The organism is Kitasatospora aureofaciens (assembly GCF_019192735.1).
Taxonomy (GTDB): domain Bacteria; phylum Actinomycetota; class Actinomycetes; order Streptomycetales; family Streptomycetaceae; genus Kitasatospora; species Kitasatospora aureofaciens_A.
The window spans coordinates 60,476-81,049 of record NZ_JAHTKP010000023.1 but is presented as its reverse complement, the minus strand read 5'-3'; the positions used below and the strand labels follow the sequence as shown (position 1 = coordinate 81,049).

The following is a 20,574-nucleotide window of genomic DNA, read 5'->3' as shown; positions in this document are numbered from 1 at the left end:
CTGGTGGGCTCGCGTATTCAACCGTCGCGAGTTGACCCACCTCACTCCGGCCCTGCTACTGAGCGTGACAGCCTTGGGGGGAGATTCTGGGTGTCGGGGGCATCCGGTTGGATGAGCACGTGACTGTCTATGACGTAGCTCGCCAGCTCCCTTCCATCGCTGACCTGCGGAACCTGTGCCGCTCACTGGCGATGCTCGATGCGATTTTGAGCCCGGACTGGGAAGGCCGGTACTACTCCTTCAATGCCGGCTGGGCCGACGGCGAGGAGATGGCGTCGATGCGCAACGGGTCGGGGGACGAGTACTCCATCGTGTTCTCGGAGGCCGGGGCCTATGTCCGTGGCTTCGACCACGAAGCACCGATGAGCCCGTATGGCAACGATGGCGAGCCATGGCCGGGAGTGATCGACGAGGTTCCGGAGGTCTTCAAGCCCTTCGTCGAGGAGCCGGCGTTCACCGACGAGGACGACGTTCCAGTCGTGACCGCCTGCCTGTGGCGGGAGGCGACGGATGATCGGTGGCGGCACGGCGTGATCGACTTCCCCGCCGGGTGTTCCGACCCTGACGGGGCAACGGGCCTGTTCGAGCTCCTGGTCGACCGTTCGCCGGAAGCGTTCCAGCGCTTCGCCGAGGACTACTACGAGGTTTCCGTGAACCTGGAAGCGGTGCGCGATGTGTATGCCTTGCGACCGCTGAGCCAGAAGCTCGTGTCATCGCTGAACTCGGAGGTCACCCTCGTAGACCTGGCCGAGGACATCGCCGAGATCAGCTACCCGCAGCCGGTCCGACCGCTCTCGTCCTTCATACACGTGCCAGGACGCCACAAGCCGCACCAGCCGACGACCGATCAGTGACGCGGGATCGATGCTGATGAGGCACTTCGAATTTCCCCACCCGCCGCTCAGGTGTGGCCAGACATGCTCACTTGGATTCCCCACGCTGGAACAGGCGGTGGGTACACCGATGGCGAGAGCGGAGGTCGCCGCTGAGCGGGTTGGGGAGGAGAGCAGCTACCTATGGCCTACCTGACAAATGATCATCTGGCGGGTTCGTGGGACCAGGAGCGCGGCCAGGGGCGCGACGCAGAACCGCCGGCTCGCTGGATACGGAGAGCGAGCCGGTCGGCGGTTGCCCGGCTATCGATGTACTCGTCTCTGATCGTGCGGAGGTCGTGAGTTCGAGCTCTGACCAGGTAGACGGTCGGCTTGGTGACGCCCCGAGGCCGCCTCGCGGGTTTGAGCCCGGTGCCGCGACTGACGAACCTGGCGAAGAGTCGTGTCCTACCGGCTCGAGGCGCGGCCAACCGCCCCCGCTACGTCCTACTCCTCCGGCTCCCAGGCGCGGAGCAGGTCGAGCAGCCCTGCGTCTCCGTCAACGTGCAAGGAGTCGGCCGGGATACGGTCGTACAAGTAGAGGACCAACTCACTGGCCGTGCCATGGATGGAGGCGCCGGCTGCGTCCGAGTCCTCGCCGGTCGCGGCAGTGGGCGCGGGGATGCGGGTGGAGCGTGCGCCGTCGCCGTCGACCGTGAGGCGCCAGGAGCGGCCCTCGGCGGTGTGGAAGTCGAAGGCCGTGGGCTTGTGCGGCCAGGCGCTGGGCGTCGCGACGCAGGTGAACAGGAACTCCTCGACACCGTCGAGGGCGACCTCGGTCGGCAGCGGCTGCGGGGCGCCCGCGGCGAGCTGGGCGTCGTAGGTGTGCACCGCGGTCTCCTGGGCCCGGTGCCGGGCGACTCCGCCGGAGGTCCGCGGCGTCTGCAGGGCACTCCACCACGCCCAGCAGCCGGCGTCCGGGCCCGCCTCCCGCAGGGCGCTCAGCAGAAGCTGCGTCGACGCGGCCAGCCAGGCCAGCAGGGCCTCACGCTCCCGCGGCACTTCCAGAGCGGCGCGCGCAGCGGTGGCCTCGGCCGGGGGAGCGTCGGCAGGCCCCGCGCCGACGATGGCGGCCCAGAAACGGTCTCCCCCACCCAGGTGCTTCACCAGATCGAACAGCGTCCACTCGGGGCAGGTCGACACCTGTGCGTCGAGACTGGGCGCGGCGGCGACCGCGGCGCGGAAGGCGGTCGACCGTTCATCGATCAGTCGCAGCAGGTCAGGGAACTCAAGATTCTTTTCCACGCCGGATGTCTATCACCGTGCTCCGGTGATCGGACAGCGATTTTCACAGTCGCCGCCGGTTGGCCATTGCGGACGTCCTCGCCTCCCACCGCTCGGGTGACAAGCTGCGCACTGCTGCGAGGACGCTGGTGGTGGCGGTACGCCAGGCGTCGTGCCTGTGGGTGCTCTGGCCTCGCCACGCGGCCGGGCACCTCGGCGACGTGACGTCCACCCGGTGCGCGCGGTCATGCTGCCGCTCGATGTGATGGACGCGGAGGTCACGACGGCGGGGGAGGACCGGTCGGGTCGGGAGTTCATGTCGCGCCAGGAGAACCGGCCGGGCCGGGTCCGGCGGGTCCAGCGCCGCCTGGGCGCTGGCGGGGGCCGGGGACACCAGCCACCCGGCGACCCGAGCTTCCACCGCAAGGCATCGCTGTTGCAATGGAACAAACGTCACGAACTGGGAAGACAGCCATTTCAGCCATGCGAACCGTTGATAGCCGGAGGAGCCCCTGCCGGGGCTTCCGCGCGGCTGGAAGCCCAACACACCCGGCGGAAGGGCACTCTCGCCGCCGTCCGGCAAGACGTAGCGAAGCGGGCGCGGCACTGCCGGATCGGCCGAAGACCGATGATCGAGCGGCTGCGCGATCCGTCAGTTCCGGATCATGCTCCGCCAACTTGCCTTACGTGGTTTACATAGTCTCAGGCCGCTGATCTGCAGGCTTAGTTGACAGCACTAGATAACAACCGTGATCTGAGCTTCAACCGTCGGTGAGTCGATGGGGATGTAGGTTCCGCGTTTCGGTGTCCAATTCCGGACCGCTATGTCTAGCGGATGCCCAATTGGACAGGCCACGTGGAAGTGCTGGTCAGCGCGTTCACTCTCTCGGGTTACGCCGACGCTCAAGAGGGCCGTGATCAAGCCTCAGCCGTTGACGGCCTCCACGATCTGCAGGGCGGCCTGGGCGGGCGTGAGGTGTGTGGTGTCGACGACTTCGGCCTCGCCGTGCAGCCACGTGCGGGCCGCCTCGGCGTAGGGCTCAAGGTACTTGAGGCGGAACCAGGAGTTGGGACCAACGACAGTGTCCCTTGCGATGCGCCCGCGGAGGGTCTCCTGGTCGGCGTGGAGGACGAAGTGCCGTACCGGAATGGCGTGTTGGGCGAGGCCCGTGCTGATCTCGCGCCAGTACTGCTCGACCAGGACAGTCATCGGCATCACCAGAGTCCCGCCGGTGTAGTCGAGCACGCGGCGGGCGGTCTCGACCACGAGTGGCCGCCACGGCGGCCAGTGCTGGAAGTTGTCCGTCCCGGGCAGCCCCGGCGTGATGTCCATGAGCGTCTCGCCGACCTTCTCGGCGTCGAACACCCGTGAGTCCGGGATCAGCTGCTGCACGAGGGCGCTGGTCGTCGTCTTGCCTGCGCCGTGGGTGCCGTTGAGCCATACGATCATGGGCCCGACGCTAGCGGTGTTCAGGCCGCGGTCTGGCGCCAATCACGTCACAGAACTGGCACAGCAGAACATCGCGAAGAGTCGGAATCGCTTTCGAGACGCTACACAGAGAAGTGACACGTAAGGAATGATGGGCTGATGCGCGTCGTCCTCTTCCAACCGCCAGTGTTCAGGCGTGAAGCCCCGGCCGCTTTGCTGGCTGAGGCCCTGGCAGTGCCTCGGATCTCCTTCGGCGATCTCATGCGTACCCACCTCTCCTGGGGCACTGAGCTGGGGATCCGAGCCGCCGAGATCATGAACTCCGGCAGACTGCTCCCTGACGAAATCATCACCGCGGTCGTCCGCGACCGCCTGCACGGGGCGGCCCAGCCGGACTTCCTCATCGTTGGATATCCGAACAGTGCCGCCCAGGCGCTCGCTCTGGACCAGTTGCTCCGCGAGCTCGGCAAACCCCTCGACAGTGTGCTGCACCTGCGCCTTCCCGAGGGGGAGGTGGAGCGCCACGTCCGCCGCCTGGCGGCCCGTCGCGTCTGCCGCGACGACCGGACCCACCGCTTCGAGCCAGAGGTGGATCAGCTCCTCGTCGATGGCGTCTGCAACGTCTGCGGCGGTGAGCTCTATCAACGCGGGGACGACAACGAGAACAGCATCCGCGGTAAATTCAGGTCCCACGACGCGTGGCTGGAGCCAATCACCCAGCACTACGCCAGGCAGGATCTCCTCGTCACGGTCGACGCTGCCGGCACGTCCGACGAGATTGCCAGGCGCGCGCTCAATACGCTTCGGGTGCATAGCCCCCGACCCCGCTCAGGGCCAGCGACGTCATAGGGCCCGACCAACGAGGATTGGACACAGTTCTCAGGAACGCGTTCGGATGACACGAGCGCGGAACGCCGAAGCCCTGCAGGTCGTGGCAATGTCGTTGGACACCGAAACGCGGAACCTACAGGGGAGCCCAGCCGGATGGTGACCGGAGGTGGTCGCCTGCGGCGTATCGGCTCCATGTCCCGCCGCACTCTCTGAGGAGTCGGCTGGTGGTCTTGTCGTGGTAGCCGAGGGCGTCCGCGACGACGGGGGCGGGAAGTTCGAGGAGTTGTTGCCGGATGGCGGCGCCGCGGGCGGCTGCGACCGGGACACCGATCTCGCCCAGGAGTGCGGACATGGGGTCGGGACGGGCCGGTCGGCCGGCCCGGCGGCCGGGGAAGAGCCAGCGCGATGCCTGGTTGGTGGCGGTGTTCATGTTGCCGCGGTCCGCGATGTATGCCAGCAGCAGGGCTGCCACTGGCGCGGGGACGGGCGAGGCGGGCTCCCCGAGCCGCAGAAGCGTGGTCTTCCCGTCGTGGAGCACGTCGTCGACCGTCAGTTGGACGATCCGGGCCAGGGGTTGCGCATAGAGGAGGACGATGACGCCGGCGACGCGGAGGCGCATCGGTGTGGCTGTGTCGGTCAGCAGTCGGCCGAGAGCCGCCAGCCGCTTGTCCTCGCTCAGCGTGGGCCGTCGGGAGATCTTCATAGCGGGGATGGACAGAGAGTGTGGACAACGGCGGCTCTGACTGGCCCAGTTGAGGAAGGCCCTCAGGCAGGTGCGGCCGTGTTCGGTGTTCTCCGCGAACCAGGCGTCGATGTCGAGCTGGCCGCAGGATGAGAGGGATCTATCCCGGGCGCTGAGCCATCGCAGGAAGATGGTCGCGTACTTGATCTGCTCGGCTGCGAAACGGCGGACGCTCGGTGTGATGTGGCTCCGATCGGCCCGTTCCCGTAGGTGGGGAAGGACGTGCCAGGTCGCGAAGAACTTGATCGTCTTGACGTGTTCGGGATCGGCGATGTCGGCCAGGTGGCCGGGCAGCCATCGCTGGAAGGAGCAGATGTACTTGTCGACGGCGGGCAGGACTCCGCCGGCCATCAGGAGTTCTTCCAGATGAGCCGCTGCCCGCCAGGGCTGTAGTTCGTGGAAGGCGTCGTGGGTCAGAGGTAGCTGTCCGAGACCGAGCCGCCGCAACATCTGGGAGGCGTTTCCCGGCTGGCCGCGGCGCATCGCCAGCCAGGCCAAGCCGCTTCTGGGCTCGTCCATCCCCACCAGCAGGTTGAACAAGGGTGTCAGCGCGGGGCGGACGCGGCCCGTGCCGTCGTCCAGGAGGATGGTCAGCCGGTCGGTGAGTGTGCAGCGTTCGCAGAGCCGGCCGCCCAGTAGTTTGCCCTCGAAGCCGCAGCGCGAGCAGTCGAAGGTCTGGGAGAAGCCGGCGCAGGCGGTGCAGATCGCGGAGCCGTCGATGGGGTGGCGCCCGGGGAGGGCACGGTCCTGGCCGCATCCGGGACAGGTGCCTCGTGTTCGCACTGCGCGGTCCGAACAGGTGCGGCAAACGTATCCGTCCGGCCAGGTGCCGGCCTTGTGTCTGCGCTGGCCGCAGCGGCAGCACGCGGCCATGTACCAGCGTTCGTACTGCTCGTCGGTGGCGTAGGGGCGGCTCATGCGTCGGGCAGGATGCGGGCCGCGCGGGGCCGGAGCTTCGTGACGTTCGCGGGCGGGGCGGGCAGGTCGCCGGTGGCGGTCTTGCGGACACCGGCGTTCTCGGCGGTGGTGGCCACCAGGTCGGCCGGGGTGCAGGAGAGGATGTCGCAGAGTGCGGACAGGACTTGCAGCGACAGCCGCTCCGGGGTTCCGGAGACCATGCGGTGGACCTGGGAGGCGGACAGGTCGATGCCGCGTTCGCGCAGCAGCGGGACCAGTTCGGTAGCGGTGAAGATGCGGTGCTGGGCCATCACCTCACGCAGCCGCCAGGTGTAGCCGACCTTGCGCTTCATGCCCGCTCCCCGCTCTGGGCCTGGAGGGCGGCGGCGACGGTGGCGTCCAGGTGTCGGCGCAGGGTGCGGGTGCGGAAGTCCGAGGAGACGCAGGTGTAGATGGACGTGGTGCTGGCGTGCTCGTGACCGACCTGTTCCTGGACGAAGCGCGGATCCCAGCCGTCCTCGATGAGGTGGGTGACGTAGGACCTTCGGAAGGAGTGGAAGTCCAGCCCGTCGTCCAGCCCCAGGGCCTTCCGGTAGGTGATGAAGCGGGAGTTGATGCGCTGGCAGCCGATCCGCAGCCCGCGTTCGGACGGCCAGGCTGCCGGGTTGCCGTCGGTGCCGAGCAACGGGCGGACCTCGGTGAACCACTCGTCCAAGACGTCAGGGGTCCAGCCGAACACGGTCAGCACGCCGCGGCGCTTGGGCGGTGAGCCCTTCTTGGCCTTGCCGAACCGGACCTGGCAGCGGCGAACTCGGCGCCGTGCGGGTTGCGGCCGAAGTCGGCGGCGTCGAGCATCCGAGTCTCGTTGCGCCGGAGCCCGTAGGCGTAGGCGGTCTTGAACAGGGTGGCGTCACGGAACGCCGGCAGCCAGCCCTTGCGGCCGAAGGCCCGGATCCGGGCGACCTCGTCGTCGCAGTGTTCGAAGGACGCGTGCAGCTCGGCCTTGGTGAACGCGCGCTTCTTGGCGTCGGCCTCGTTGTCCTGGACGTGCACCGCGGTGTTCCACTCATGCACGACCTGGACCGGGTGGGTGCCGAACCGCTCCTCGCACGTGGCCGCCCAGTCGTAGAGCGGGTCGGTGACGAAGTGGCAGAACGCTCGGACCGCCTCCGAGTAGGACCGGATCGTGGAACGGCGCAGATCCCGCAGCGAGCAGGTCACCGAGCCACTCGTCGACCATCGCCGGCGTCCAGTGCCACGGGTAGGAGTTCACGTACGCGGCGAACGCCTTGACCGTGTTCTCCCGGCCCTCCACCGTTGTCCGGGCCAGATTCCGCGCGAGCTGCTGGTTGGCGAACCCGGTCAGCATCGCGGTGAAGACCTGTTCCTCCGGCCGCAGCAGCGCGACTTCGTCCACCAGGTGCAGTCGTGCCGCGCCTGGGATCGACCCGTTGAACCCCACCGGTCCACCACCCTCCGTCACTCGCGTCGTGTGCGAGAAAACCGCATCTGATGCGAGTCGACGGACAAACCGCAGGTCAGTCAGCCGGACGAGTGACACCAGCTGGCGTCATCATCACGTCCGTCGCTACCGTCGCCACCAGCAGGCCGGGCCAACCTCAGCGGTCAGCGTGCTGGTTGGCGCCGTTGCCCACGACGATTCGCGAACCGCCGCGAGTTCGCATCGGATGCAATTGGCGCCGCTTGGGGCATCGGAACGAAAACCGGCGCTACTCCTCTGGAGTCGCCACGAGCGCCGCGGCCCAGGTCTCCCTGACCGGCAGATCGCCTCGGATCTCGGTGATCAGGTCCTCGCCGATACGGAGGTGGGTTCGGAGGGGAACGGGCGGCCCCGCGTGGGACGCGGGGCCGCCCACAGGAGCTGGTTCAGGGGGTTGTGGGGAAGGTGCCGGTGTCGATGCCGACGATGAATGCCTGCCAGGCCGCAGCGGTGAAGTTCAGCAGCGGACCATGAGGGTCTTTGCTGTCCCTGACCGCGATGATGTCGATCGCTGCGTCGGCGACCTCCACACAGTTGCCGCCTTCGCCGCCGCTATAGCTGCTCTTGCGCCATGTCAGGCCAGCTGCCATTTTCAGTACCTTTCCCTCGCTAGCTGATGCATCCATGCAGCGGATTGCTCCGGGCTCATTGCCGCTTCCGCCAACTGGTCGAAGATGAACTCGTGGCGAGCGATATCCGCTTCCTTCTCTATGTAGAGGCTGCTGGTCAGCGCTTCGACATAGACGATGTGACCCGGCACGTCCGAGAACGAAAGGATGTGAAAGGGCATGCTCATCGCAGCGTGAGCGTCGGCAGAGAGTGGGAGTACCTGGACAGAGACGTTCGGCCTCTCGGTAAGGCTCAGAACATGAAGAACCTGCTCGCGCATCACCGCGTTGCCACCGACGGGTCGGCTCAGTGCTGCTTCGTTGAGAACCGCCCGGACTTCCGGCGGGTCCGGGCGGTGCAGGACTTCCTGCCGCTGCAATCGCAGCTGTGCTCGTCGATCGATAGTGCCTTCAATGTCGCCGCCTCGCCCGGCCAGTGAGGCTCGAAAGATGGCTCGGGCGTAGTCGCGCGTTTGAAAGAGCCCTGGGATCAGTTCTGTTTCGTAGCTGCGGATGCGAGCGGCGTCGGCCTCCAGGCCCACGTAGGTCTGGAACCACTCCGGCAGGGTGTCCCCGTAATCGTGCCACCAGCCGCGCTGGGTGCTGCGGCGGGTGAGGGTGATGAACTGCCGCAACTCGGCCTCGTCGCTGACGCCGTAGAGTTCGAGCATCGCGCGAACGTCTGATTCCTTCAGCGTCGTCTGGCCGGACTCGATGCGCGACACCTTGGTCGCGCTGAACCCGAGAGTGTCGGCAGCGGCCTTGGCCTGCAGCCCGGTCCCTTCGCGCAATCGTCGCAGCTCGGAGCCGAGCCTACGGCGCAGCACGGTTGGACTGTCCACGCTCGTCGCTCCCTCTTGGTTGACGTCGGGTCACAGTCTGCCACCTCCCTCTGTGATCACAAGAGTCTTGCGCTGCCGCGCAATTGCGTGGGAGTGCGCTTGCGTGATGGGGCCATCGCGGAGCACTCTACAGGGAGTAGTCCGATGGTTCGCCTGAGTGATCAAGGTGGGCTTGTCGCCGGGCATCCCTATGCCTCCGCCCGGCCGCCACCTTCCTTCAACCTCCTCTCCCAGAAGGTGACTTCGCGATGTCCCTCAATTCCTCCTCCATCTGGCTGCCGCGCAGCCGCCGTGCGCCGGCGGAGGCCCGCCGGCGGCTCTCCGGCCTCCTCGCCGGCGCCCCCGACGGTGACCGCTTCCTCGACTCCGGGCTGCTCGCCGTCACCGAGCTGGTGACCAACGCCGTGGTGCACGGCACCCCCGCCGGCTACCTCATCTACCTCGCGTTCGACGTCACCCCCGCCCGCCTCCGCATCGAGGTCCACGACGCCCGGGGCGACCGCGAGCCCGTCCTTTCCCCGCCCGGCCTCAACGACGAGGCCGGGCGCGGCCTCCAGCTCGTCAACGCCGTCGCCCAGAGCTGGGGCTGCTGCCCGCGCCGCCCCATCGGCAAGATCACCTGGTGCGAGGTCGTCGCGTGAAGGACAACCGCCCCGTGGCCATCGAGATCACCGGCCTCAAGCCCCCGACCGTCTTCGACCTCACCCCCGCCGCCCTCGACGCGATCTGGGCCGCGATCCGCTTCCTCCCCCTCCCCAGACCCCAGCACAACTTCCTGGACCTCTACCTCCAGAGCCCCTGCGCCGAGCGCAACATCACCGCGCACCTCGCCACCAACCCCGTCCTCACCCTCCCCGTCGGCGAGCACGAACTGCGCATCCGCTGGGCCGACTCCGAGGAGGCCCCCGCGTGATCGGCCGCACCCGCGACTGGTGGTTCCGCCACTTCTCCCGCACCCCCGTCGCCCGCCTGCTCCGCGCCGAACGCCACCGCCTCGAAACCGAGTTGGCCCGGTGGCTGCCCGAGGCGTCCGCCCGCGTCCGTCGGCGCGTCCTTGCCGCGATCGCCGACGAGCCAGCCGCGCGTCAGACCCGGTAGGCAGCGACGTAGCTGGCAGGGTCGCCGCGAAGGTCGCCCTGCCAGCGGCTAAGAGCCTGCTCGGCGAAGGTCCGTCCCGTGGCCACGATTTCGTCCAGCGGGTCGAGGTAGCCCAAAACGTGCGGAGGCTCGACACCCGAAGCGATGCGGGCGGCGAGGCCCGCGCGGGCGAGGCGGAGGAGTTCGGTGGCCAGGGGGCGGACGGGGTCGTTGCCCAGGCGCGTGTCGAGGCCGAGGCGTGGGAGGGAGGCGAGCGTGGAGCGATGGTCATGCAAGGAATACCCGCCGAGCAACTCCCAGGCGGCGATGCGGGATTCCGGGTGATAGCTCAGGCCCGCCCACAGGGCCGGGACCGCCGGGATACACGAGTACGGAGGCCCGTCCGCCGCACGCAACTCCAAAGTGCTACGCACCCGGGTGTTCGTCCAGATCTGGGAGAGGTGGCCGGCCCAGTGGGCGAGCGTCGGCGCCGATCCGTCCTCGAAGCCTTCGGCCATGAGGTCGCCGAACGGACGGTCCGGCCCCGGACGGTAGCGGCCGTCCGCCGTCTGGTAGTAGATCAACGGCAGCCCGAGCGCCCAGTCGACCACGTCGTCGATGGACACGTCGGGCCGCAACGCCGGTGGCAGGACCCCGTTGCGGCGCGGATCCATCTCCAGCCAGGCCCAGGACCGGTGGGACAGCAGGCCGTCCGAACGCCCGCTCTCAAGCGGGGAGTTGACGAGAAGAGCAGAGACCACCGGCGCCGCCGCCATCTGCATCCGCAGCTTCTCGGTGAAGTCCGCCGCCGACACATAGTCCAACGTGACCTGCGTCGACAGCGAGTGCGCCATGACGTGCAACGCCCGACGCCCCCCGGCCCCCAGCCGCGCGAAGTAGTCCCGCATGATGGCCCCCCGCGTCATCGGGACCCACGACACGTCCTCCAGTCGGTCGAACGGCAGATTGCCCCCCGGCAGCAGCGCCAGCCCGAACCGCCCGACGAGTTCCGCGAGCCGCTCCAGCGCCGCCCGCGTGTCGTCCACGGCCTTGCCCACCCCCGGCGCCGGCGTCGACGAGTACTCGATCTGGCCGCCGTGCTCCAGCGTGATCTGGCTGCCGTCCGGCAGCGTGACGCCCGTCAGCCGCCCGGCGTCCTCCTGCCGCTCGCCGCCCCACCGGTCCAGCACCGCCTCCAGGACGGCCAGGACACCGCGCGGGCCGAAGTAGCGCGCGGCCAGCCCGGTCGCCGGGTCGACGAGCCCGCACTCGACCTCGATGCCGACCAGTTCCCGGCCCGCCCGCCCCGGCAGGAAGACCGACCGGAGCTCGTCCCGCCCAAGCGGCGGCCCGTTCACGCCGCCCTACCCGGCCCGTTCACGCCGCCCCCACCCGGGCCGCGACCCGGCTGTCCCCGGCGCGGTCGAGCAGCGCGCTCACCGCGCCCAGGGCGGACTGCGCGGCGCCCTGGCACCAGGCGTGCGCGCCGGACAGGTGTTCGCCGGCGAAGAAGATCCGCGGCCGGCCCGCCGGGTGCGGGGAACCGAGCACGCCCAGGTAGCGGGTGTGCTCGCCCGGCGTGAGGTGGGCGAAGGCGCCGCCGCCCATGCCGGTCTGCACGTCCCAGTTGCAGTGCACGATGTCGTCGACGTCCGCCGTGATGCCGGGATGGAGCTTCTCCAGGCAGTTCAGCACCAGGGCGTCTCGGTCGGCCATCGGCAGCGCGGCGAAGCGCCGGGCGTTCGCCCCCCACAAGTACGCGCCGAGCAGGGCCGCCGGCTCGGCCGAGTGCCGCAGGTCGCGGGCGGCCCAGCGCGCGGTGGCGCTGCCGTTGGCCCCGTCCTCGACCAGAACGGCATTGTCCGACGGGTACCAGCACTGCTGGATGGGCAGGTCGGTGAAGCTCCCGCCGCCGTGGATCCCGTCGTCCAGCTCCCACCGGCGGCGCGTCAGGTGCAGGACGGTCTTGATGCTGCTCGCGTAGCTGATGCCGCGAATGGCGTGGCGCTGCGGGTGGGGGAGACCGGGGGAGACGGTGATCTGGTCGAGCGCGGGCGCCGGGACGCAGCACACGACGAAGTCGGCGTCGTCGCGCAGCCGGGCACCGATCCGCCGGCCGCGGATCTGGACGCCGTCCTCGCCGATGGCCAACTCCTCCACCTGCGTGGAGAGTTGCAGGGTTTCGGGGCGCAGGGAGCGGACGAAGGCGTGGATCAGCGCGTCCAGCCCGTCGACGAGCTCCACCTGCCCGCTGTGGAACAGGCCGAAGTAGTCGACCAGCACCTCCAGCAGGGACGACTGCTCGTAGTGGGCGAGGCCGCTGGCGTGGCCGACCAGGTCCCACGCGTCCTGCGACAGGTGCTCGTGGACGAACTGCCACAGCGACACCGAGGCCGGCCGCTCCAGCGCCGGGTCGTCCCAGTGCCCCTCCAGGGTGCGGCGCTGCTGCTCGGCGGTGAGCGTGCGCCACACCGAGCCGAGCAGGCGGTCGAGCAGTGGCGTCGGCGCTTGCCGCTCGGCCCGGCGGAGTGTGAACGCGGGGTAGAGCGCCGCGACGTCCTGGACCCTGACCCGCCGCCCGCGCAGGTGGTAGTAGGCGCGCGGGTTGGAGTTGACGAACGGGCGGGTCGCCAGCCGGAAGCCGGACACGTAGTGCAGCACGCAGTGGTGGTTGCCCGGGATCCGCATGGCGCCCAGGTCCACGTGCGTGCCGTCCCAGAACCGGTGGGTCCGCACCCGGCCGCCCGGCCGGTTCGCCCGCTCGTACACAACAACGTCGAAGCCGCGGCGCTGCAGCTCGTAGGCGCAGACCAGCCCGGCGACGCCCGCTCCGATCACGGCCACCCGCCCGCCGGGACCTGCCGTCGGCTTCAGCAGGGCACGCGGAAACGCAAAGCTCGTATCGAACATCGACACCCACCGATCTGACTGGCCGCCCCGGGTGCCAGCCTCGGCCAGACGTCGTTCGTGTGCCACTCCGCTGCGCCCGTCCGGACGGCCCGGCGCCGTCGGGGCCCACCGGGGTGGAAGCGTCGGAGAGGTAGTCCCGACCGGCATCGTCTGCATACGTATGGTCATGGCATGCCTCGTGGTGATCCCGCAGTGGCTGCCGCACAGGGCGGGGTCCAACCTGGAGGAGACAGTCTGTGCCGCTCGTGAGGAGGGGCCGAATGTCCATCCACCGTCGACTCGCTCTGCACCTGGTCGCGGTGCTGTCGTGCTGCGCCGCGGCAGCCGGGTTCTTACCCGCGCAGAGTCCCCAGATCCACGAGTATCCGATTCCCACGGCGAACACCCAGCCCGAGGACATCACGCACATCTTCAGCTACGCGTACTTCACCGAGTCGGCTGTCGCCAAGATCGGGAAGATCTACGCGACCGGCAGCGTCCAGGAGTTCGCGACCCCCACGCCGAACAGCCGGCCGGCCGGCATCGCCGCCGCCCCCGACAACAGCGCGGTCTGGTTCACCGAGGCCAGGGTGAACAAGATCGGCAGGATGACGACCGACGGCGCCATGACCGAGTTCCCCATCAACAACATCTACGCCGACCCCATCGGCATCACCGCCGGCCCGGACGGCAACTTCTGGTTCACCGAGTTCGGCGGCAACAGCATCGGCCGCATCACCCCGGACGGCACGATCGCCGAGTTCCCCGTCCCCGGTGTCGGCCCGGCCACCGGCAACCCGGAGCTGATCACCACAGGCCCGGACGGCAACCTCTGGTTCACCCTGTACAACGGCAACAGCATCGGCCGGATCACCCCGGGCGGCACCGTCACCACGTTCCCCGTCCCGACCCCCGACAGCCACCCGCAGGGGATCGTGGCCGGCAGCGACGGCAACCTGTGGTTCACCGAGCACACCGGCAACAAGATCGGCCGGATCACGCCGACGGGCACCATCGTCGAACTCGCCATCCCCACGCCGAACAGCGTCCCGGACGGCATCGCGCTCGGCCTCAACGGCAGCGCCCTCTGGTTCTGCGAGGTCCAGGGCAACAAGATCGGGAACATCACCTTCGGAACCCCCGCGATCACCGAGACCCCGGTCCCGACCCAGAACAGCGCCCCGGTCCGCATCGTGCTGGGCCCGGACGGCACCCCGTGGTTCACCCAGTTCAACGCCAACAAGATCGCCTCGATCTCCCAGTGACCCGCTGTGGATGAGAGCCCCGCCCTGGAGGGAGCGGGGCTTCGTCCTACCTACGGGTCCGTCATCCGCGCCCCGCTCCACCCGTCCGCACCGCCCCCGCACTGGCCCCCACCACCACGGCGATCGCCAGGCACTGCGGCGCCGACAGTGTCTGCCCCAGGACCAGGAACCCGGCCAGCGCCGCGACCGCCGGCGCCAGGCTCGTGAGCACCGCGAAGGTCGCCGCGGGTAGGCGGCGCAGGGCCAGCAGCTCCAGCGTGTACGGCAGCCCCGAGGACAGCAGCGCGACGGCCAGGCCGAGCCCCAGCATCCCCGGGTCGAGCAGGGTGGTGCCCGCGGAGGCGATGCCCAGCGGCAGGCTCACCAGCGCGGCCACGGCCATCGCCACGGCCAGTCCGTCCAGTCGCGGAAAGCGGGCCCCCGCCCGGGAGTTGAGGACGATGTATGCCGCCCACATGGCACCCGCGCCGAGCGCGAACCGGACGCCCGCCGGGTCGATCCCGCCGAAGCCGTCCTGCCCGAGCAGGAAGACGCCCGCGAGCGCCAGCCCGGCCCACAGCAGGCTCACCGCCCGGCGCGCGGCGACGACCGACAGCAGGAGTGGCCCGAGGACTTCCAACGTCACCGCCGGGCCGAGTGGGATCCGGTCGATCGCCTGGTAGAAGAAGATGTTCATGCCGCCGAGGGCGAGCCCGAAGGCGACGGCGACGGCCCAGTCCGTACGGCTGTGCCCGCGCAGCCGGGGGCGGCAGACGGCGAGCAGCAGCACTGCCGCGATCGTCACCCGCAGCGTCACCGTGCCGCAGGCCCCGGCGCGCGGGAGGAGCAGGGCGGCGACGGCGGAGCCGAACTGCACCGAGAGGGTGCCGGCCAGCACCAGCCCGATGCCGGCGCCGGGGCGCGCGGTGGTCGCCCGGCTACGGCCGACCACCAATGTGTTCGGTGCTCCCGCGGGCGCCACCTGTGTCCTCGTGTTCGTCATGCCCCCACGCTAGGAAGGCGCCCGTGCCGCGTGAAATGCCGATCGCGCAGCCGTTATGCTCACCAGGCATGACCATCGAACTGCGGCACCTGCGGGCCTTCCTCGCCATCGCCGAAGAGGGAACGATCACGCGCGCCGCGACCCGGCTGCACACCGGCCAGCCCGCCCTCTCCCGCACGCTGCGTCAGCTCGAAGGTCATCTCGGCGTACGCCTGATCGATCGCTCCACGCACCACCTGGAACTCACCGCGGCGGGCCGGGCCTTCCGCGACAAGGCCACCGCCGCGCTGGCCGCCGTGGACACGGTCCTCGACCCCCGCACACTGACCGCCCTGCCGCTGCGCCTCGGCCACCCCTGGGCCGCGCTCGGGGACCACACCATCCCCCTGCTGCGCCGCTGGGCCGACGAGCACCCCAACGTGCCGCTGGAGCTGCGCCGCATCGACGACCGCACGGCCGGCCTCACCCAGGGCAAGGTCGACGTCGCGCTGATGCGCGGGGAGGTGACCGCTCCCGGCCTCGTCACGGAGCTGCTACTGGACGAGGAGCGGGTGGCGGTCGTCCCTGCGGACAGCGACCTCGCCGACCGCAGCGTCCTCACGCTGGCGGACCTCGCGACCTGGCCGATCGCCCTGAACACAGTGGCAGGCACCACCACCCTGGACCTCTGGTCCACCACCGCGCGCCCCGCGACGACGATCGAGGTCACCAACACGGACGAATGGCTGACCTCCATCGCCGTGGGCCGGGCCGTGGGCATCTCGACATCGGCCACACCCCGCCTGCACACGCACCCCGCGATCGTCTACCGCCCGCTCGCCGACGCCCCACCGGTGCCCCTGTTCCTCGCCTGGCACCGCGGCACCCCGACGCACCCGGCGATCCCGGCCCTCGTCCGCCTGACGCGGGACCTGCTGGCGGCAGCGGCACATGGGCCCGCTATCGGATGATCTCCGATGGCGGGCCGTTTCGTTGTGCGTTGGGTGGGTGGGCCGGGGTTACGGCGTGACGATGGCGAAGTCCGGGTCGGGCTGGTCGAAGCACGTGCTCAGGTGGAGCAGGGCGAGCGCGTCGCCCGCCAACTCCACGCGGCCGTCGGCGAGTTCGTCGGCGAAGGTGCTCGTGCCGGCGATGACGGCGTTGAGGGACGTGCGGGGGAGACGGAGGGTCGCGTGCGGAGCTTCGTCGCGGGGGGCGTCGCCGGGCATGGGGGTGAGGGCGCCGTTGGAGAGGAGGAGCGTCCAGACCTCACCCGTGTCGGTGAACTCCCAGCGCGTCAGCAGGCGGCGCTCGGCGGCGCGGGGGCCGTTGATCCGGACGGCCATGGACTGGAAGACCTGCTCGGTGGCGAGCGCGGCCACGATGTCCGGCGCCGAGCGAGTGGGCGTCCCGAGGACGCCGGTGCGCAGTTCGGCGGCGCCGGTCAGGTAGAAGTTGCGCCACGGGCCGGATTCGGCGGCGAAGCCCAGGCGTTCGAAGGTGTCGGCCTGGAGGTCGCGGGCCCTGGCGTGGCCGGGTTCGGCGAACAGGACGTGGCCGAGCACCTCGGCGACCCAGCGCAGGTCGCCGGCGTCGAACGAAGCCCGGGCCTTGGCGACGACGGCGTCCGCGCCGCCCATGAACTCGACGTACCTGCGGGCCTGTTCGACCGGCGGGTGCTGCCACAGGTGGGCGGGGTTGGCGTCGAACCAGCCTATGTACCGCTGGTAGACGGCCTTGGCGTTGTGGCTGAGCGTGCCGTAGTACCCGCGGACGTGCCAGGCCTCTTCCAGGGCCGGCGGGAAGCGCAGTTCCTCGGCGATCTCGGCGCCGGTCATCCCGGCGTTGATCATCCGGACCGACTGGTCGTGCAGGTAGGCGTACGCGTCGCGCTGCTCCTCCAGGAAGCGCACGACCCGGTCGGCTCCCCAGGTCGGCCAGTGGTGGGAGGCGAAGACGGTGTCCGTGGTGTCCGCGAAGAGCCGGACGGTCTCGGTGAGGTACCGGGCCCAGGCGCTCGGGTCGCGGACCGGGGCGCCGCGCAGGGTGAGCACGTTGTGCAGGGTGTGGCAGGCGTTCTCGGCGGCGCAGAGCAGGCGCAGCTCCGGGAAGTGGATGTTCATCTCGGCCGGGGCCTCGCTGCCGGGGGAGAGCTGGAAGACCATCCGGACGCCGTCCACCACCTCCTCCTGGCCGGTCGCGGTGATGTCCAAGGTCGGGGCGATCAGGCCGACCGACCCGAGCGAGGTGGTCTGGCCCAGGCCGCAGCCGATCTGCCCGGCCGGGCCCTTGGGCAGGGCGGCGCCGTACATGTACGCGGCGCGGCGGGCCATGGCCGGGCCGGTCATCACGTTCTCGCCGGCGGCGTGCTCCAGGAACCCGGCGGGGGCGAGGACGGGCACCTCGCCGGACGCCACCGCGTGCCGGTCGACCACGCCGTGCACGCCGCCGAAGTGGTCGACGTGGCAGTGCGTGTACAGCACGGCGGTGACCGGGCGGGGGCCCCGGTGCGCACGGTAGAGGGCGAGCGCGGCCGCCGCGACCTCGGCGCTGATCAGCGGGTCGATGACGAGCACGCCGCGCTCGCCCTCGACGAAGGTGATGTTGGAGAGGTCCAGGCCGCGGACCTGGTAGACGCCGGGCACCACCTCGTACAGGCCCTGGCGGGCGGTGAGGCGGCTCTGCCGCCACAGCGACGGGTTCGCGGTGGGCGGGCACTCCTCGGCGAGGAACGCGTAGGCGTCGTTGTCCCACACCGCCCGGCCGTCGGGGTCCCGGACGACGCACGGGTCGAGGCGGGCGATGAAGCCGCGGTCGGCGTCCGCGAGGTCGTCAGGTGCCTGCGCCGCGTTCGTCGTTGTCATGGCCGCTCCATCGCTTCATCGCTGCAGGGTTGGGGAGATTTCCCCGCAACCACTATTGCAGAGCGACTGTAATAGTGCGCAAGATGTGCCTGGACCGCCCTGCTCCGACCGCCCTGCTCCGACCGCCCTGCTCCGACCGCCCTGGTCCGATTGCCCGACGACATGGCACGGAGGCCGCCGTGACACCGGACCCACCCGCTGGAGATCCCGCTCTACGCGGCCGGAAACCTCTTCTGGCTCGGCGCGACCCGGATGGTCGCCGGCCCGCTGCTCTGGCTCCCGGTGGGGTGGCTCGGCGCGTGGGCAGCCCGCCGCTCAGCGGCCGGCCGGTCGCGCCGGTAGCAGGGTTGCGCCAGTAGGGCGGTCACGCCAGTAGCGCGGAGAGCATGCGGCCGAGCGCCGTCCGGGCGTGGGCGGGCGACAGGCCGCGCCGCTCCGTCAGATGGTTCCAGGCCGCCCACGACACGGCCGCGTCCAGCGCGTCCAGCAGGCCGCCCGGCGCGTCGGCGTCCGCGGTGCGGTCCAACTCCGGGGCCAGCACGCGCGCGACGTCGGCCCGCAGCCACGCGTCGCCCTCGCGCATGACCGTCCGCAGGCCCGGCGACTGGCTCTCCAGGCCGAGCCCGATCACCCGGATCGGCGTCATCACCGCGTACATCCGCTCGCGTTGCGCCAGCAGCGCCGCGACCCGCCGCTCGGTCGGCCAGTCGGCGGGTACGGGCTCCGCCAGCCCCTGCCAGCGCTGCGCCTGACGGACGGCGGCCGCCACGTACAGGGCCTCGCGGTCGGCGAAGTGCACGAACACCGTGCGCTCGGACACCCCGGCCCGCTCCGCGATCGCCTTGCCCGACGGCTCCCGGCCGCTCTCCGCGACCAGTTCCAGGAGCGCGTCGACCAGCGCCGCGTACGTCGCTTCGGGGTCTCTGCGCCTGCGTCCGCCGCGTTCGCCGGCTCGGGCTCTGGCCTCGCTCATGCCTCCCATCGTCCCAGGTGGTCGGGCGGATCCCGCGATCGGCCCGGGTTTGACGCGCCATCGGTCCGCGCTCCCGGCCCGACTTGGTCCGGACCGGCCGAACGATCGGTAGGTGTCCGGCGGTCGGCAGGGTGTTCCCGCCTCGGCGTTCGCCGTCGGACGTCATGCCGCCGCGGGGAAAGCGGCCGCCGGGGTTCGGTCAACGGAGCGTCAAGTTCGCGTTGGCGGCCTTGTTGACGTAACCCCGGTCACCTACCGTCATCACGCCGAGTCGACCGGCGCCCCCAGATCCGGACGACCCGTCAGTTTCGGACGCACTGCCCCAGGTTCACCCCCAGACCGCAGGAGGCATCCCGTTGCGTACCCGCATCCGCCACAGCTCGTTCGTGACCGCCGCCCTCACCCTCGCCACTCTCCCCGCGCTCGCCACCGCGGCCCCCGCCGGTGCGCAGGGCGCCCAGGTCTTCAGCAAGGGCGGGACCTCGTGGGTCCGGTCCTGCGCCACCCTCGCCGCCGGTGACACCGTCTCGTGCCACGCCCTCCACGTTCTCGGCACCGCGCAGGGCCTCCCCCTGAGCGCAGCAGCTCCCTCCGGCTATGGCCCGGCCGACCTGCTGAGCGCCTACCACCTCGGCGCGAACGGCGGGGCCGGGCAGACCGTCGCCATCGTCGACGCCTACAACGACCCCAACGCCGAGTCCGATCTCGCGGTCTACCGCGCGCAGTTCGGCCTGCCGGCCTGCACCACCGCCAACGGCTGCTTCAAGAAGGTCAATCAGAACGGCGGCACCAGCTACCCGCGCAACAGCAGCGGCTGGGCCGGCGAGATCTCGCTCGACCTGGACATGGTCTCCGCGATCGCGCCGAACGCGAAGATCATCCTGGTCGAGGCGTCGAGCGCCACCACCGCGAACCTCGGTACCGGGGTCAACACTGCCGTCCGGCTCGGGGCGAAGTTCGTCTCCAACAGCTACGGCGGCGCCGAGTCCTCCAACGACACGTCCTACGACGCCAGTTACTACAACCACCCGGGTGTCGCGATCACCGTGAGCTCGGGTGACTCCGGCTACGGCGCGCAGTACCCGGCGGCCTCGCGGTACGTCACGGCGGTCGGCGGCACCTCGCTCAACCGGGCCTCCAACACCCGTGGTTGGAGCGAGACGGCGTGGAGTGGCGCGGGCTCCGGGTGCTCCGCGTACGACAGCAAGCCCACCTGGCAGAAGGACGGCGGCTGCACCCACCGCACTGTCGCCGACGTCGCGGCCGTGGCCGACCCGGCCACCGGGGTCGCCGTCTACCAGACCTACGGCGGCACCGGCTGGACGGTCTACGGCGGCACCAGCGTCGCCGCCCCGATCATCGCGGGCGTCTACGCCGACGCCGGTACGCCGAGCGCCAGTTACCCGTCGGCGGACCCGTACGCGCACACTTCGGCGCTGAACGACGTGACCTCCGGTTCCAACGGCAGCTGCTCGCCGTCCTACCTCTGCACGGCCGGCACCGGCTACGACGGGCCGACCGGGCTCGGCACGCCGAACGGGACGGCGGCCTTTATCGGCTGACGATCCGTCACAAGACTTCGGGGGCGCGGATGACCGC

The 20,574-nt window shown here is 70.2% G+C and carries 21 protein-coding genes; 8 read left to right on the top strand and 13 right to left on the bottom strand.

Going from position 1 to position 20,574, the window contains the following annotated elements; genetic code table 11:
- Window positions 1-119 precede the first annotated feature (119 nt).
- Window positions 120-854 (top strand): hypothetical protein, encoded by a 735-nt coding sequence (locus KV557_RS22610; RefSeq protein ID WP_308130014.1) that lies wholly within the window; start codon window positions 120-122, stop codon window positions 852-854.
- 465 nt (window positions 855-1,319) lie between these two features.
- Here the strand turns inward: KV557_RS22610 and KV557_RS22605 are convergent, their stop codons facing one another.
- Both KV557_RS22605 and KV557_RS22600 read right to left on the bottom strand, forming a co-directional pair.
- Entirely contained in the window at window positions 1,320-2,117 is a 798-nt protein-coding gene (locus tag KV557_RS22605) for a maleylpyruvate isomerase family mycothiol-dependent enzyme (protein WP_218203055.1), read from the bottom strand.
- Between the two features lie 904 nt (window positions 2,118-3,021).
- A complete protein-coding gene (locus KV557_RS22600; RefSeq protein WP_218203053.1) occupies window positions 3,022-3,546 on the bottom strand; it encodes an AAA family ATPase in 525 nt (174 codons plus the stop codon).
- Between the two features lie 138 nt (window positions 3,547-3,684).
- Here KV557_RS22600 and KV557_RS22595 point away from each other — a divergent pair, with 138 nt between their 5' ends.
- A complete protein-coding gene (locus KV557_RS22595; protein ID WP_218203051.1) occupies window positions 3,685-4,374 on the top strand; it encodes an adenylate kinase family protein in 690 nt (229 codons plus the stop codon).
- A gap of 115 nt (window positions 4,375-4,489) precedes the next feature.
- Here the strand turns inward: KV557_RS22595 and KV557_RS42855 are convergent, their stop codons facing one another.
- From KV557_RS42855 to KV557_RS22570, 6 genes are all read right to left on the bottom strand, one after another.
- Window positions 4,490-6,016, bottom strand: a complete 1,527-nt coding sequence (locus tag KV557_RS42855; RefSeq protein ID WP_256177795.1) for a hypothetical protein — start codon at window positions 6,014-6,016, stop codon at window positions 4,490-4,492.
- Window positions 6,013-6,348 (bottom strand): helix-turn-helix domain-containing protein, encoded by a 336-nt coding sequence (locus tag KV557_RS22585; RefSeq protein WP_218203049.1) that lies wholly within the window; start codon window positions 6,346-6,348, stop codon window positions 6,013-6,015. The genes KV557_RS42855 and KV557_RS22585 overlap by 4 nt, the downstream gene beginning before the upstream one ends.
- A complete protein-coding gene (locus tag KV557_RS42850; protein WP_308130013.1) occupies window positions 6,345-6,743 on the bottom strand; it encodes a tyrosine-type recombinase/integrase in 399 nt (132 codons plus the stop codon). Before KV557_RS42850 ends, KV557_RS22585 begins: the two co-directional genes overlap by 4 nt.
- Window positions 6,737-7,216, bottom strand: a complete 480-nt coding sequence (locus KV557_RS42845) for a hypothetical protein (protein ID WP_256177794.1) — start codon at window positions 7,214-7,216, stop codon at window positions 6,737-6,739. The genes KV557_RS42850 and KV557_RS42845 overlap by 7 nt, the downstream gene beginning before the upstream one ends.
- 666 nt (window positions 7,217-7,882) lie before the next feature.
- On the bottom strand, window positions 7,883-8,086 hold the full coding sequence (locus KV557_RS22575; RefSeq protein WP_218203047.1) for a DUF397 domain-containing protein: 204 nt from the start codon (window positions 8,084-8,086) through the stop codon (window positions 7,883-7,885).
- Between the two features lie 2 nt (window positions 8,087-8,088).
- Window positions 8,089-8,946, bottom strand: a complete 858-nt coding sequence (locus tag KV557_RS22570; RefSeq protein ID WP_218203045.1) for a helix-turn-helix domain-containing protein — start codon at window positions 8,944-8,946, stop codon at window positions 8,089-8,091.
- A 248-nt stretch (window positions 8,947-9,194) separates the two neighbouring features.
- On the opposite strand from KV557_RS22570, the gene KV557_RS22565 reads away from it, so the two are divergent.
- From KV557_RS22565 to KV557_RS22555, 3 genes are read left to right on the top strand one after another with little or no spacing between them, the layout of a single operon-like run.
- Complete coding sequence (locus KV557_RS22565; protein ID WP_218203044.1) at window positions 9,195-9,587, top strand: ATP-binding protein; 393 nt, start codon at window positions 9,195-9,197, stop codon at window positions 9,585-9,587.
- Window positions 9,584-9,859, top strand: a complete 276-nt coding sequence (locus tag KV557_RS22560) for a hypothetical protein (RefSeq protein ID WP_218203042.1) — start codon at window positions 9,584-9,586, stop codon at window positions 9,857-9,859. Before KV557_RS22565 ends, KV557_RS22560 begins: the two co-directional genes overlap by 4 nt.
- Window positions 9,856-10,044, top strand: coding sequence for a hypothetical protein (locus KV557_RS22555; protein WP_218203039.1), 189 nt, complete (start codon window positions 9,856-9,858; stop codon window positions 10,042-10,044). The genes KV557_RS22560 and KV557_RS22555 overlap by 4 nt, the downstream gene beginning before the upstream one ends.
- On the opposite strand, the gene KV557_RS22550 is transcribed toward KV557_RS22555, so the two are convergent.
- Entirely contained in the window at window positions 10,032-11,381 is a 1,350-nt protein-coding gene (locus tag KV557_RS22550; protein ID WP_218203037.1) for a glutamate-cysteine ligase family protein, read from the bottom strand. The two genes, KV557_RS22555 and KV557_RS22550, sit on opposite strands and share 13 nt — an antisense overlap.
- Window positions 11,382-11,400: 19 nt before the next feature.
- Window positions 11,401-12,867: a flavin monoamine oxidase family protein gene (locus KV557_RS22545; RefSeq protein ID WP_308130012.1), complete on the bottom strand. Its 1,467-nt coding sequence runs from the start codon at window positions 12,865-12,867 to the stop codon at window positions 11,401-11,403.
- A gap of 326 nt (window positions 12,868-13,193) precedes the next feature.
- Here KV557_RS22545 and KV557_RS22540 point away from each other — a divergent pair, with 326 nt between their 5' ends.
- Complete coding sequence (locus KV557_RS22540; protein WP_218203035.1) at window positions 13,194-14,177, top strand: Vgb family protein; 984 nt, start codon at window positions 13,194-13,196, stop codon at window positions 14,175-14,177.
- A gap of 61 nt (window positions 14,178-14,238) precedes the next feature.
- Here KV557_RS22540 and KV557_RS22535 read toward each other — a convergent pair whose 3' ends face one another.
- Window positions 14,239-15,159 carry an EamA family transporter gene (locus KV557_RS22535; RefSeq protein ID WP_218203034.1) on the bottom strand — a complete coding sequence of 307 codons (921 nt, stop codon included), beginning with the start codon at window positions 15,157-15,159 and terminating at the stop codon, window positions 14,239-14,241.
- Window positions 15,160-15,227: 68 nt separating this feature from the next.
- Between KV557_RS22535 and KV557_RS22530 the strand changes: the two genes are divergently transcribed.
- Window positions 15,228-16,109, top strand: a complete 882-nt coding sequence (locus KV557_RS22530) for a LysR family transcriptional regulator (protein WP_218203033.1) — start codon at window positions 15,228-15,230, stop codon at window positions 16,107-16,109.
- Between the two features lie 48 nt (window positions 16,110-16,157).
- Here the strand turns inward: KV557_RS22530 and KV557_RS22525 are convergent, their stop codons facing one another.
- On the bottom strand, window positions 16,158-18,002 hold the full coding sequence (locus tag KV557_RS22525) for an alkyl/aryl-sulfatase (protein WP_218203031.1): 1,845 nt from the start codon (window positions 18,000-18,002) through the stop codon (window positions 16,158-16,160).
- Window positions 18,003-18,366: 364 nt separating this feature from the next.
- Window positions 18,367-18,975 carry a TetR/AcrR family transcriptional regulator gene (locus KV557_RS22520; RefSeq protein WP_256177793.1) on the bottom strand — a complete coding sequence of 203 codons (609 nt, stop codon included), beginning with the start codon at window positions 18,973-18,975 and terminating at the stop codon, window positions 18,367-18,369.
- 356 nt (window positions 18,976-19,331) lie between these two features.
- Between KV557_RS22520 and KV557_RS22515 the strand changes: the two genes are divergently transcribed.
- A complete protein-coding gene (locus KV557_RS22515) occupies window positions 19,332-20,537 on the top strand; it encodes a S53 family peptidase (RefSeq protein ID WP_256177792.1) in 1,206 nt (401 codons plus the stop codon).
- Window positions 20,538-20,574: the final 37 nt, after the last annotated feature.